General features: G+C 68.2%; 13 protein-coding genes and 1 pseudogene. 7 read left to right on the top strand and 7 right to left on the bottom strand.

Annotation, left to right across the window (positions count from 1 at the left end; all coding sequences use genetic code 11):
- Positions 1-383, bottom strand: a 383-nt coding sequence (locus tag ON39_RS12625) for a LysR family transcriptional regulator (RefSeq protein WP_040733903.1), incomplete at its 3' end; no start/stop codon positions are given.
- 108 nt (positions 384-491) lie between these two features.
- Here ON39_RS12625 and ON39_RS12630 point away from each other — a divergent pair.
- Positions 492-1,205 (top strand): SDR family oxidoreductase, encoded by a 714-nt coding sequence (locus ON39_RS12630; RefSeq protein WP_085998166.1) that lies wholly within the window; start codon positions 492-494, stop codon positions 1,203-1,205.
- Positions 1,202-1,782 (top strand): annotated as a pseudogene (locus ON39_RS12635) (ester cyclase). Before ON39_RS12630 ends, ON39_RS12635 begins: the two are co-directional and overlap by 4 nt.
- A 3-nt stretch (positions 1,783-1,785) precedes the next feature.
- On the opposite strand, the gene ON39_RS12640 reads toward ON39_RS12635, so the two are convergent.
- The 3 genes from ON39_RS12640 to ON39_RS12650 all read right to left on the bottom strand — a co-directional run bounded on the left by ON39_RS12640 (position 1,786) and on the right by ON39_RS12650 (position 4,027).
- Positions 1,786-2,472 (bottom strand): Clp protease N-terminal domain-containing protein, encoded by a 687-nt coding sequence (locus ON39_RS12640; RefSeq protein ID WP_040733907.1) that lies wholly within the window; start codon positions 2,470-2,472, stop codon positions 1,786-1,788.
- Positions 2,473-2,579: 107 nt separating this feature from the next.
- On the bottom strand, positions 2,580-3,353 hold the full coding sequence (locus tag ON39_RS12645) for an isocitrate lyase/PEP mutase family protein (RefSeq protein WP_040733909.1): 774 nt from the start codon (positions 3,351-3,353) through the stop codon (positions 2,580-2,582).
- Positions 3,350-4,027 (bottom strand): cytochrome P450 family protein, encoded by a 678-nt coding sequence (locus tag ON39_RS12650; RefSeq protein ID WP_051186548.1) that lies wholly within the window; start codon positions 4,025-4,027, stop codon positions 3,350-3,352. The genes ON39_RS12645 and ON39_RS12650 overlap by 4 nt, the downstream gene beginning before the upstream one ends.
- Before the next feature lie 64 nt (positions 4,028-4,091).
- Between ON39_RS12650 and ON39_RS12655 the strand changes: the two genes are divergently transcribed.
- Positions 4,092-4,796, top strand: coding sequence for an ArsR/SmtB family transcription factor (locus ON39_RS12655; protein WP_040734023.1), 705 nt, complete (start codon positions 4,092-4,094; stop codon positions 4,794-4,796).
- Here ON39_RS12655 and ON39_RS12660 read toward each other — a convergent pair.
- Entirely contained in the window at positions 4,793-4,993 is a 201-nt protein-coding gene (locus tag ON39_RS12660) for a hypothetical protein (protein WP_040733912.1), read from the bottom strand. The genes ON39_RS12655 and ON39_RS12660 overlap by 4 nt on opposite strands.
- Before the next feature lie 182 nt (positions 4,994-5,175).
- The gene (locus ON39_RS12665; RefSeq protein ID WP_051186550.1) at positions 5,176-6,372 is read right to left on the bottom strand and encodes an MFS transporter; all 1,197 of its coding nucleotides are present in this window, start codon (positions 6,370-6,372) and stop codon (positions 5,176-5,178) included.
- 80 nt (positions 6,373-6,452) lie between these two features.
- Between ON39_RS12665 and ON39_RS12670 the strand changes: the two genes are divergently transcribed.
- Positions 6,453-6,935, top strand: a complete 483-nt coding sequence (locus ON39_RS12670; RefSeq protein ID WP_040733914.1) for an RrF2 family transcriptional regulator — start codon at positions 6,453-6,455, stop codon at positions 6,933-6,935.
- A 51-nt stretch (positions 6,936-6,986) separates the two neighbouring features.
- Here ON39_RS12670 and ON39_RS12675 read toward each other — a convergent pair whose 3' ends face one another.
- A complete protein-coding gene (locus tag ON39_RS12675; RefSeq protein ID WP_083894403.1) occupies positions 6,987-7,730 on the bottom strand; it encodes an MOSC domain-containing protein in 744 nt (247 codons plus the stop codon).
- 837 nt (positions 7,731-8,567) lie between these two features.
- Here ON39_RS12675 and ON39_RS12680 point away from each other — a divergent pair.
- The 3 genes from ON39_RS12680 to rdmE all read left to right on the top strand — a co-directional run bounded on the left by ON39_RS12680 (position 8,568) and on the right by rdmE (position 12,140).
- Positions 8,568-9,164 carry a TetR/AcrR family transcriptional regulator gene (locus tag ON39_RS12680; RefSeq protein ID WP_040733918.1) on the top strand — a complete coding sequence of 199 codons (597 nt, stop codon included), beginning with the start codon at positions 8,568-8,570 and terminating at the stop codon, positions 9,162-9,164.
- Between the two features lie 248 nt (positions 9,165-9,412).
- Positions 9,413-10,147 carry an SDR family NAD(P)-dependent oxidoreductase gene (locus tag ON39_RS12685; RefSeq protein ID WP_040734026.1) on the top strand — a complete coding sequence of 245 codons (735 nt, stop codon included), beginning with the start codon at positions 9,413-9,415 and terminating at the stop codon, positions 10,145-10,147.
- A 403-nt stretch (positions 10,148-10,550) separates the two neighbouring features.
- A complete protein-coding gene (rdmE, locus tag ON39_RS12690) occupies positions 10,551-12,140 on the top strand; it encodes an aklavinone 12-hydroxylase RdmE (protein ID WP_040733920.1) in 1,590 nt (529 codons plus the stop codon).
- Positions 12,141-12,179 lie beyond the last annotated feature (39 nt).

The raw sequence follows: 12,179 nt of genomic DNA on the forward strand, positions 1-12,179 counted from the left end.
ATTTCGTGCAAGGCGACGTGCACGTCCGGATGCCGCCGCCGCCACCCGCGCAGTACGGGCGCGAGCAGTCCCGCGGTCATGCTCTCCGCGCACGCGATGCGCAACTGCCCCTGCGCGCCGGCCGCGACGGCCCGCCCGACGGTCACCACCCGTTCGGCGGCCGCCAGCGCGACCCGCGCGTCCGCCACGATGGCCCGCCCCGCCGCCGTCGCCCGCACCCCGCGCGGCAACCGCTGCACCACCGGCGTGCCGATCTCCCGCTCCAGCGCGGCGAGCTGATGGGAGAGCGCGGGCTGCGACATGTGCAGGCGCGCCGCCGCCTCGGTCACCGACCCGAAGTCGAGCACGGCGACGAGACATTCGAGCGCGCGCAAGGTAGCCATTCGTAAATCTTATCGCAATCCGAGAAAAGATCGATGGCGAGACGGGATTGTGCCTACGCCCCTCCGGGTTGAAGCCGGTGAAAGCCAACAACTACCGAGGAGGCATCCGTGACACACACGATGAAAGGCAAGAAGCTCGTCATAGTCGGCGGCGGCTCCGGCATCGGACGGCGGATCGCCGCCGACGCCATCCACGCGGGCGCGACGGTCGTGCTGGCCGGACGCGACCCCCGAGCATCGCTCGTCGCGGATCTGGGCGACCGTGCGAGCACCGCGGCCGTCGATCTGACGAACGAGGAGTCGATCGCACGACTGGCGCACGAAGTGAGCGAGATCGATTACCTGGTGTCGGTCGCCGCCGCGCACGCCAACGGTCCGGTCGCAGATCTCGAAAAGCCCGCCGTCATAGGAGCTTTCGAGGCAAAGGTCATCGGTCCGATCATGCTCGCCAAGCACTTCGGGCCGCGGCTGCGCGAGGGCGGAGCGGTGCTGCTGTTCTCCGGTGTCGCGGCGTGGCAGCCCGCCCCGGGTCGCGCGGTCATGGCGACGACCAACGGCGCGGTCAGCTTTCTCGCCGAGGCCCTCGCGGTGGAACTCGCGCCGATCCGAGTGAACGCGTTGTCCCCGGGCATCGTCGACTCCGGAGCGTGGGATGGCTTGGGCGAGAACGAGAATGGCTTCTTCGCCGGCGTCGCCGCGACGTATCCCGCACGGCGCGTCGGCACCCCGGCCGACATCTCGGCGGCGGCGTTGCTCGCCCTCACGAACCCCTTCATGACCGGCACCACCCTGCACGTCGACGGCGGCGGGCGGCTGGCATGAAATCACCCGCCCGCTTCGGACTCGTACTGTCCACGGCCGCATTGCTAGTCGCTGCATGCGGCCCACAGTCGACGCCAGTCTCCGGCGCAGACCTCATCGATCACACCGCGGGCTTGGTCGTCCCCGGCTCGGTCCACCTCACGCCGGGAGCCGACCGATCCCGGTCCGCGCAACTCGTCCACACGGCACAACAGCTCTACACCTTCTGGCACACCGGGGATTCCAGCTATCTCGACCGAGCGCTCTCACCCGACTTCCGCGACAACACCCTTCCTTCGGGCCGTCCGCAGGGGCCGGCGGGACCCCGTGCCGCCTCCGCCGGCTTCCGCGTCGCGGTACCCGATCTCACGTGCGAGCTGGCCGATCTGTACCTCACCGACGACACCCTCACCGCCGCTTGGTGTTCCGCGGTCACTTCACCGGCCGCATGAAAGACACTGCGGGACAAGGGCAAACCATCGAGTTCCCCGCCATCGACATCCAGCACGCGGGCCCCGACGGCCGCATCGTCGAGGACTGGCACCTCGAAGACAACCTGACCTTCGCTCAGCAGGCGGGTCTGCACGCGGGCGGGTAACCGTCACTGCTCGCGGGGCGGTCGACTCCGCACCTCGGCGGCGAGTTGCTCCGCGTCGACGCCGAGGGCTTGCAGAGCGGGGTGCACGAACTCGTCCTCCTCCGTGAGGAGCCCGAGCAACAGGTGCCGGGTATCGACCCGGCCGCGATCGGCTTCGCGCGCTTCGGCATTCGCGCGTGCCAGCGCCTTCAGCGCCTGCGGCGTGAAGTGCGGGGCGACGGTGGCGCCCGTGCGGTAGGTCGCCCCCGCGCGCAGGGCCCGCCGGAATTTCTCCTGCGTGAGCCCCAGTGCGGTGACGGCGGTTCCGACGGGCGATTCCGGGTCGTCGGTGGCGACGCCGGTCAGCGAGAGCAGGAGGTCGCTCGGCTCGATGTGCTCGTGACCGAGCGAACGAGCCTCACGCAGGCTGTTCTCCAGCGCCTTTCTGGCCTGTTTGGTGAACGGAATGTGGCTTGACACACCGTGTTCGGCCGTGCCCGGCGTCAGCGCGATGCTCGCCCGCGCCGACGCCGGGTCGATGGCCAGCTCGGCCAGCGCGCGTGCGGTGGTGGCCGCGGAACCGATCTCGCAGGCGCGGAGGACGGCGAGCAGCATGTGTTCCGCGCCGATGTACCCGTGGCCGCGCTCGCGCGCCTCCTCCTGCGTCAGCACGATTATTCGGCGAGCTTGATCGGAGAACTTCTCGAACATAACGACCCCTTTCGGCCATCGGCCGTAATTCGATGGTAGTCAACGAAGCGGGGTCGCAGGGCGGTGCGCGGGAACCCGTTCGCGGGCGGCGGGCACTCGCGCAGGGGTCAGTCGGTCAGGGCCTGAATCTCGGTGTAGGGCGGCGCGACGATGGGCAGCGACCCTCCGTCGCGGACAGCACGAGCGGTCTCGACGGCCACGGCCAGCGCCGAGCGGTACAGCAGCGAACCGGTGCTGACCCGTCGCACGCCCAACTCGCCGAGTTCCGCGATGGACGGACCGGTCGGGGAGTAGAGGATATTGACGGGCAACGGCGTCGCGGCGACGAGCTGCGCGATGCCCTCGGGGTCGGTGAGGCCGGGGACGAAGATGCCGTCGGCTCCCGCCGCCGTGTACCGCTCCACGCGCGCCAGGGTGCGCTCGATGTCGTCCTTCACCCAGTACGTATCCACCCTGGCGTTGACGAACAGTTCTGGTGCGCGGTCTTTGATCGCCCCGATCAGCTCGGCTTGGTGATCCGGTTCGGCCAGTGTGCTTCCCGCGCGGCCGTCTTCCAGATTGATTCCGGCGAGGCCGGATTCGGCCAGTTGTTGGGCGTAATCGGCGACGGCAGAGGGGGTTTCGCTGAACCCACCCTCGATATCGACGGTCACCGGCACCGGAAGGCCGGCCAGCAGTCGCGCCAGCGCCATGGTCGCCGCCTCGGTCACGCCGGTGCCGTCCGGCAGACCCGCCGCCACGGCGACGCCGAGACTGGTGGTCCCGATCGCCGGAAACCCTTCGGCCGCAAGGACCGCCGCGGACCCGAAGTCCCATGCGTTCGGCAGGACCAGCGGGCGATCCCGGTGGTGCAGTTCGTGAAAAATCTTCGTCTTGTTCATGCGGACTCCTCGATGATTCCGGCGGCGAGGGCGATGGCGTGTGCTCGGCCCGGGCAGGCATGCGGGCCCGCGCCGAAACCCAGGCCAGGATGGCGCATGTCGAGCTCGACCACCTCTCCGTCGACGACCCGTCTGGTCGAGCGCAGCGGCGGGTTCTCGTCCATTGTTCGCTCGATGATCTGCTCGGCGGTGCCCGTCGCGTTCAGCTGCCGCGCGTTGGCGACCAACGCGCCGGTCGCCGCACAAGCCTGCACCAGCAGGCAGATTCGTGCCGCGGTGGCGTCGTCGGCGATACCGCCGCAGGCGGCGACCAATTCGGCGACGGCCTCGTCAGCGGCGGGGTCCTGCGGTTCGTGCGGCTGATAGTGCGCCGCGACCAAAGCCACTGCTTCGACGGAAATACCTTGTAGCCCAAGAGCTTCAGCTAGTACACGAACGTGAGGCAAGGGCGCTCGGGCGGTATGTGCGCGTCGGCGTAGGTCGGCGGGGGAGAGCCGGTCGAGCTCCGCGGTGACCAATGCGCGAAGTCGCTCGTGCTCGGCTCCCGTGCTGAAGCGAGGCACGTGGGCGCGCAGCCAAGCCACGCCGACCGGCGCGTGCACCGCGGGCACGGCGGGCACCGGCGCGTTGATCAACGTGGCGCGCACCTGATCGGGGTCGGTGATCAGATTCATGCGGTGACCGTAGCGCCGGGATGTTTCGGTGGCCGCCGAAACGATGGGCGACCATGATGGGGTCGTGTCATCCAGAGGAGCCGAACTAGCAGGTCTGGCCGCTTTGCTCGCCGACCGCACCCGCGCGGACATGTGCCTCGCCCTGGTCGACGGCCGTGCGTGGACCGCGGGCGAGCTCGCCAAATACGCGGGCGTCGCCGCGTCGACCGCCACCGAGCATCTCAACCGCCTGCTCGAGGGCGGGTTGCTGGTCGAGCGGCGACAGGGTCGGCACCGGTACGTCCAACTCGCGGGCCCGCACGTGGCCGAGCTGCTCGAGTCCATGGTCACCCACCTCGATCCGCCGCGCCCGGCCGTGACCAATCTGCGAACGGCCACCGTCGCCGCGGCCCTGGCGCGCGGGCGCACCTGCTACGACCACCTGGCCGGCCGCGTCGGCGTGGCGATCACCGACGCCATGACCGCCAAGTCGCTGGTCGACCAGAACGGCGGATTCGCGCTCACCGAGGCGGGTTTGGCCTGGCTGACCGGGCCGTTGGGAGTCGAGCCCGCCGCCCTGCGCGCGACTCGCCGTCCGCTGGCTCGCCCCTGCCTCGACTGGACCGAGCGCCGCACTCACCTCGGCGGCGCGGCGGGCGCCCAACTCTGCCGCCGCCTGCACGATCTGAACTGGATCACCCGTGTCGGGACCGGCCGCGCCATCCGCGTCACGCCCGAGGGCGAATCCGCCCTGCACACCCTGCTCGACCTCGACCCCGCGGCCCTCTAGGCCAGATCCCGCAACTGCCGAAGCCGAAAAGCGACCCGCGAAATAACCCCCGCCAACATCCGCGCCCCCGACTCCAACCGCTCGAGCAACTCCACCAACTCGTCCTCGGTAGCCCGCGAAACGTCGAGCCCCCGCAGCCCGGACACCGCCCGCTCCAGGGCGCTGACCTGCTCCTCAAAGGCTTTGTTCGAACGCATGTTCTAATGATAGCGCATCCAGTGCGTGAAGATTCTTGGCAGGGTCGCCAGGTTTAAGGTCTCGGTCCCATGAGCCAGGAGGGAAACGCTATGTGGCGGTCGGCGAGGGCCGGCCGTCAACGTTCGGGCCACGAGCACGTGCCGGTAAGTGTTCTCGCAATACACACCGCAACGGCCTCGCCTCAGTCGCGACGGACCATTCCGGCGACCGGGATGAGCAGAAGGATGGTCGCCGCGGCGAGTAGCGAGAAGGCGAGGCGGAAGTCGCCGGTGCCGTCGCGCAGGACGCCGACGAGGATCGGCGCCGCCGCTGCTGCCGCGTATCCGAGAAAGAACGCCATCGCGCTGTATTGGCCGGCTTCGGTGACGGTGCGGCTCATCGACACCGGTACCGTCAGTACCAGGGTGAACAGGCCGCCGTGGCCGATGCCGAGGGCGATGATCCAGAGCCAGGTGGCCGTGCCGGGAGCGAGTGTCAGTCCGGTGAATCCGAGGGCGGTCAGCGTGACGGTGAGGGCGAGGCCCAACCGCTGGTCGCGGCGTTCGCCGAGCAGGGCGGGCACCGCGAGCATGGCGAGGACCTGGATCGAGATCAGCGCGGTGAGCAGCAGGCCCGCGGTGGAGTCCGGGTAGCCGCTGTCGTGCAGAAGCGGTGCGACCCAAGCCAATTCGCAATAGTAGAGCGCGGAGTTTCCGGCGGCCAGCAGTGTGATCAGCCACGCGGTCCCGCTGCGCCACGGCAGGCCGGTGGTCGCGGGACCTTGTGGCCCGGACGCGGTATCCAGGGCCAGCGCTGGGCGCGCCGCCGCCCACAGGGTGGCTCCGGCGAGGGCGAGCACGCTCCACGACGCCAGCGCGCCGGGCCAGGAATTCAGCGCGTCCGCGATCGGCGCGCTGATGCCCGCGGCGACCGCGCCGCCCAATCCCAGTCCGGCGGTATAGATTCCGGTGACCAGACCGGCGCGGTGGGCGAAGCGGGACTTCACCACGGCCGGAAGCAGTGTCTGCGTAATCGCGATGCCCGCTCCGACCACGGCCGCGCAGCTGAGTTGGAGTGCGGCCGTCTCGCCGAAACCGCGTGCGGCGGTGGCGATCCCGACCACTCCCAGGCCGATCAGCACGCCGTGTTGCAAGCCCCAGCGCCGTCCGGCCGCGGCGGCCAGCGGTGCACACAGCCCCATCGCGAGCGTGGGAATGGTGGTGAGCAGGGCGATCCCGGTCGCGGACAGGCCGAGATCGGTACGGATGCGGTCGGCGAGCGGGGAGACCGCGGCGATGGCGGGACGCAGATTGGCGGCCGCGACGAACAGCGCCAGCGCCGCGAGCGACAGTGCCGCACGGTCTTTCGCGGGGTGAGCGGCTTTCGGAAGGGTAGTCATGACGAACCTTAATCTCGGACAACTGATGTCCAAGTTATAGCATGATCTCGGACATTTTCTATCCGAGATATGCTGTCGGTATGAAGATGTCCACGGGGGTCGAATGGGCCATGCACTGCTGCGTTTCGCTCGGTCAGGCCACCGAGCCGGTCCCGGCCGCGCGGCTAGCGGAATTGCATGGCGTGCCGACGGCTTATCTGGCCAAACATCTTCAGGCGCTCTCACGTACGGGCATCGTGCGCTCGGTGCCCGGCCCCGCCGGGGGCTATGTGCTCACTCGACCGGCGGCGCGCATCACCATGGCACAGGTGGTGGAGGCGGTGGACGGCGCCGAATCGGCCTTCCGCTGCACCGAGATTCGGCGGAACGGGCCGCTCGGGCTACCGGCGAAGAGCTGCCGCACGCGCTGCGCGGTGCACCGGGCCATGGACGCCGCCGACGCCGCATGGCGGACGGCGCTCGCGGGCGTCACCATCGCGGATCTTGCCGCGAGCATCGACGCCGACAGTTCCGGGACCGCGCTGAGCGAGGTCCGCGAGTGGTTGACCGGCGGCGCTCGCTAGCCGTTGCCGGAGCCGGGTCGAAGCGCCGTATCGCAGCCCGCACCGTTGCCATCACCCGCCTGGAATCTGACCCAGGCGCACGGCATCTCCCACGGAGACCGTGCCGGTGCGGACCACCTCGGCTTTGAGGCCAAGCGACATGTTGTGCTCTCTGCCAAGCGGTTTCAGCGCTGGCACCGTCAGGTAAGCGCCGGTTTGTGGCTGGTCGATCATGACGCAGCGGGGCATCGCGACACCGAGGCGAAGAACAACACTCGGGCCGATCCAGAGCAGCGCTCCGCTCCAACTGTCCTCGAGGAATGCGATACCGTCGGTCTCGATGAGGAGATTCGCACGTGATCGGTGCGGGTCGAACGCTGCGCCGATCAGCTGTTCGACACGCCGGATCGAGGAAGTGGTCACGATGTGCACGCCACTTTCGTCATGGTGTTCGACCGCGGATTCGGTGCGGACGGCAAGAGGCTGGTTGAACGCCTCGGTCAATGCCTTGTCCGCCAGCGGATCACCCACCTCGTATTGCCTGTCGTCGCAGTCCCACAGATAGGCGAGCCCCGACGGCACGTCCACGGCCGACCGCCACCGCAGGAGACCGGTGACCCTCCTGAATCTTCGGGTTGTCTTGCCGCTGGCAATCCCACCGTCTGCGGTGTACGCAGCCCACCGACGGTCGAACTGAAGGCCGCGTCCATCGATCTCGGCCACGGACAGCGATTCGCCAGCGGTGGATTTGACCGGAAAACGCCTTATCTCGGCGATCCGCCCGACCACCTGCGGTACACAGCCCGGCTGCGACACCTACCAACTCCGTTTCGCCCATCTGCACCGGAAAGGGCATCGCGCACTCCCCACAACGATCAGGGTGCCACAGGGGACCGGGTTTCCAGCCGCCCACGGTTGATAGCCGACGCCTGGCCGCACACCGCGCTTCCCTCCGGTCGCCCGCTCGTCGGCACTATCGGATGTTCGCGAGGTCGGTTGGCGGCCAACCGGCGACGGCGCTCGCGAATCGCACAATCCAGCGCCTGGCCTCGACACCGGCGGAAAGCCCTTGGATCGCCCACTGCGCCAGTCACTCGAGGCGCTCTTCTACAACCAGCCCGCAGAACACGATCCCTCGCGCCGACCGACGTGATGGCCATCGCGAACAACACCGTTCAGCCAGTCCACGCGGCCCGAACCGCGCGGGTCGCGGCATGACAGTGCTGTAGAAAATGAGCGTGCCTGCTGATGAAAACGAGTCCGCGTACCTACGCCGGATCGAGCGACTTGCCCATGAGGTTTGCGATCATGCCTTGGACGAGGGATGGCTCAGCTACGCACCGGACCCCGGCGACTCGACGCCGCTACAGCGTGCAGTCAACGAGCTTGCATGTAATCTCCGACACATTCACTACGAGGGCGATGGCTGTCTGAACGACTGAGCGCCCGCATATCCGGAAATCGGCAATACCGCGTGCTTCCAGAGATCAGCTCCTATAACCGGACTGAGCATCGCAGCCTGTCACCGGGTTGACGCAAGACATGCATCTAGTGCGTCAGGCTTCCCGATAGTCCCTGGGTCTATGGTTCGAGCCTCGTCCCGTCGCTGTCACCGTTATGGCCTGCACGGTCCAGAACTAGTACTGTGAGGGCATGGCCCGGCCTCGTGAGTTCGACGAAGATCGCGTGGTCCTCGCGATCCGTAACGCGTTCTGGGACAAGGGTTACGCGGCGACGTCGATGGATGACCTGCTGCGCGTGAGCGGGCTGGGCAAAGGCAGCCTTTACGGGGCGTTCGGGGACAAGCGCAGCATGTTCCTGCGGGTGTTGCGCGAGTACGACGATGCGAACCTGCTGATGCTGCGCGAGCGTCTGATGTCCGCGGCGCGGGGGATCGACCTGGTTCGTGAGTTCGTGCTCGGCTCGACCGGAGACCCGACCGGAGCCACCGCGCGTCGGGGCTGCCTGCTGGCCAACAGCAACGCCGAGCTGGCCGCCAGCACTCCTGAGGTGGCCGCTGAAGCGCGCCGCACTTACGACGCGATCATCACCATCCTCACCGCCGCATTAAAGCGCGCCCAGGACGACGGCGACCTCGACCCCGGTGCCGACCCCGCCGAGACCGCCCGCGCGGTCCTGGTCGCCCAGCTCGGCGTCATCGCGCTCGGGCGTACCGGCATGGACATCGACGCGCTCACCACTGCGGCCCGGTCCGCCCTGGCGCGAGTGCTGCCCACTCCGACGCGGTAGCGAGAACTGACCGCGCGACCTGTACCGCGGCGTCCTGCCTCGAGTGATGCGAAACGCCCTGCCGCGCTTCGCCTTGCGGCTCTCACTGTTGACCACGGCTGGCTGGGCTCCGGTGTCGCGGCCAATCGTCGGGCGTTTTGAGCTGCGACTCAGCGGGTCGGCACCGCCGCACCGAATGATTATTGACTAATGAGTCCAGAACGAGGAAAGTTATGGACCGCATGGTCAATAACATGGAAGGAGGCGGCATGGCCGTCTTGGCAAACAAGGTCGCCGTGGTTACCGGGGCCAGCACCGGCATCGGGTTCGCGACCGCCCGCGCGTTCCGCGACGAGGGCGCCGCGGTGTTCATCACCGGTCGCCGCAAGGACGCCCTCGACGCCGCGGTCGCCGAGCTCGGACCCGGCGTGACCGGCGTGGTCTGCGACGCCTCGGTGCCCTCGGAGCTCGACGCGTTCTACCGGAGCGTGCACGACCAGGTCGGACCCATCGACGTGCTGGTCGCGAACGCCGGCATCGGCTCCGCGGCCGCGTTCGGTGAGGTGACGGAGGAACTGATCGACTCCGTGTTCGCCACCAACGTCAAGGGAACGATCTTCACCCTGCAGCAAGCGCTGCCATTCCTGCGCGCGAACGCCTCGGTGATCCTGACCGGTTCGACCGCCGCGACACGGCCCAACCAGGGGCTCGAGGTCTACGCGGCGTCGAAGGCCGCCGTCCGCAGCCTCGCCCGCGGTTGGGCCCTGAGCTCGCGCGCGCACGGCTTTCGGGTCAACGTCGTGTCCCCGGGCGGCACGCGCACTCCCGGTCTGCTCGAGCTGGTCACGCCCGAGATGCTCGAGCAGGCCGAAGGCGCCGTTCCCCTTGGTCGGCTCGCTGAGCCCGAAGAGATCGCCGCTGTGACGACGTTCCTCGCCTCGGACGCCTCGAGTTACGTCAACGGTGCCGAGTTCTTCGCCGACGGTGGATACGCGCAGGTGTGACTGCTCTCGTAAGTCCCGCGCTCCACGCATCGAGCCGGGCGGTGGCGGTGCCAGAGGCGATCGCGCAGCAAATCGATGTCTGTTCAGTGCGACCGAGAGCGTCGAAGTTAGAGCCGGTGGTACGCCGAGCTCGGGTGCGATTCGGCAGTCAGCAAATCGCATGGCAACCGCCATTGCGCGTGCGCAGGAGCCGGTCCAGTAGCCAGACGCCCACCGCAGCCTGCCGCCGACTTCACGCAAAACCCGCTGGGAGATGCCTCGGCTCGTCGCGTCCCTGCACGGTTGCTAAGGGATCTAAACTTAATCAAGCATGATTAGTCAATCTTGACTACAGACTGAATCCTCCCTACTTTGAGCTGAAAGGTACGTCGAACACAGTGGCCGATCTGCGGAGGTAACAGGCGTGGGAAAACAGGTGTTGGTCGTCGGAGCGGGTCTGGCCGGACTGTCCAGCGCAATGTTCTTGGCGCAGCGCGGAATCGACGTGCTTCTGGTCGAGCAGCGCGCCGATACTTCCATGCTGCCCAGGGCTGTGGGACAGAACCAGCGCACGATGGAACTTCTCGGCTACGGCGGAATCGCAGAGGAGGTGCCGACGGCTACGCCGACCACTGCCACGTTCCGGATCAGAATCGCCGCTAGCCTGCCGGGGCCGGCCTTTCGTGAGGAACTGCCCGACGCCGTCACCGCGGACACCGGCATCCTGTCCCCGGCCGGAACCGGCACGGCGGGTCAGGAAAAGCTCGAGCCGCTGCTGCGTCGGCGCGCCGAGAAACTTGGAGCCGATCTGCGCTTCGGCACAGAGTTGGTGTCCTTCAGCCAGGACGGCGACGGCGTGACCGCGGTGCTCCGCGAGAGCGGCGGCGCGCAGACGACTCGGGTGCGCGCGGACTACCTCGTCGCCGCGGACGGCAACCGCAGTCGCGTGCGCGAGGCGCTCGGCGTCGACCGGCACGGCCCGGGCGGCCTCGGGCACAACATCAGCATCATCTTCGACGCCGACCTCGGCGATTTGGTCGACCCGCAGCGGCCGACGCTGCATGTGTTGCACAACGAGCAGGTCGCCGGCGTGTTCGTCACCATGGACCACGCCATCGGCCGGCATCTGCTCACCACGGCCTACGACCCGGCCAAGGGGCAGTCGCCGACGAACTTCACCACCGCGCGGTGCGCCGAACTGATCCGGGTGATCACCGAGTCACCGAACCTCGAACCGGCGATCAAAGCGGTGGTGCCGTGGGAAATGGCCGCCGCCGTCGCGGATCGGTTCCGGGTCGGGCGGGTGCTGCTGGCCGGTGACGCCGCGAAGGTGACCCCGCCCAGCGGCGGGTTCGGTGGCAATACCGCCATCGGCGACGCCTTCGATCTAGCCTGGAAACTCGCCGCAGTGCTCGACTCGACCGCGGGGCCGCAGCTGCTGGATACCTATGAGGCTGAACGACGTCCGATCGCCGATCGGGTAGTCGCCGAGGCGCTGCGGTTGCTCGCCGACCGGGGGCCCGCTTCGCCCGCCGAGGGCACGGAGCAAATCTCCGACCAGCAGCGGGCGGTCGAACTGACCCTCGGCTTCCGCTATCGCTCGTCCGCGGTGATCATGGAGCAGGATGATCTCGCCGACACCGAGGATCCCTATCGCCCGACGGGCCGACCCGGATTCCGCGCACCACACGTATGGTTTCGACGCAACGCCGAAAAACTGTCCACCATAAACCTTTTCGGAAGCAACTTCGTGTTGCTGTCCGGAATGGCCGGTGGATTCTGGGCCGAGGCCGCCGATAAGGTCGCCGCGCGTCTCGGCATCGCGGTGCGGACCCACACGATCGGCGCCGGATCGGCCGAGACCGACCGCGAATTCCTTGCCCGCTACGGGATCGGCACGTCAGGCGCGAGCCTGGTCCGCCCGGACGGGGTCGTCGCTTGGCGCACGGCCGACGCGCCGAGCGATCCGGCGCAGGTGCTACTCGACGTGTTCACCACGATCTTGGCGCGATAACTCGGCGACAGACCGTCGAGAACGCCGACCTTTCGGCAT

The sequence above is a fragment of the Nocardia tenerifensis NBRC 101015 genome (assembly GCF_000308715.1).
GTDB lineage: Bacteria > Actinomycetota > Actinomycetes > Mycobacteriales > Mycobacteriaceae > Nocardia > Nocardia tenerifensis.

Bases quoted from the DNA above. Each gene is read 5' to 3' on its own strand.
- ON39_RS12640 (WP_040733907.1), bottom strand. From the start codon at position 2,472: ATGTTCGAGAAGTTCTCCGATCAAGCTCGCCGAATAATCGTGCTGACG.
- ON39_RS12645 (WP_040733909.1), bottom strand. From the start codon at position 3,353: ATGAACAAGACGAAGATTTTTCACGAACTGCACCACCGGGATCGCCCG.
- ON39_RS12650 (WP_051186548.1), bottom strand. From the start codon at position 4,027: ATGAATCTGATCACCGACCCCGATCAGGTGCGCGCCACGTTGATCAAC.
- ON39_RS12660 (WP_040733912.1), bottom strand. From the start codon at position 4,993: ATGCGTTCGAACAAAGCCTTTGAGGAGCAGGTCAGCGCCCTGGAGCGG.
- ON39_RS12665 (WP_051186550.1), bottom strand. From the start codon at position 6,372: ATGACTACCCTTCCGAAAGCCGCTCACCCCGCGAAAGACCGTGCGGCA.
- ON39_RS12670 (WP_040733914.1), top strand. From the start codon at position 6,453: ATGAAGATGTCCACGGGGGTCGAATGGGCCATGCACTGCTGCGTTTCG.
- ON39_RS12680 (WP_040733918.1), top strand. From the start codon at position 8,568: ATGGCCCGGCCTCGTGAGTTCGACGAAGATCGCGTGGTCCTCGCGATC.
- ON39_RS12685 (WP_040734026.1), top strand. From the start codon at position 9,413: ATGGCCGTCTTGGCAAACAAGGTCGCCGTGGTTACCGGGGCCAGCACC.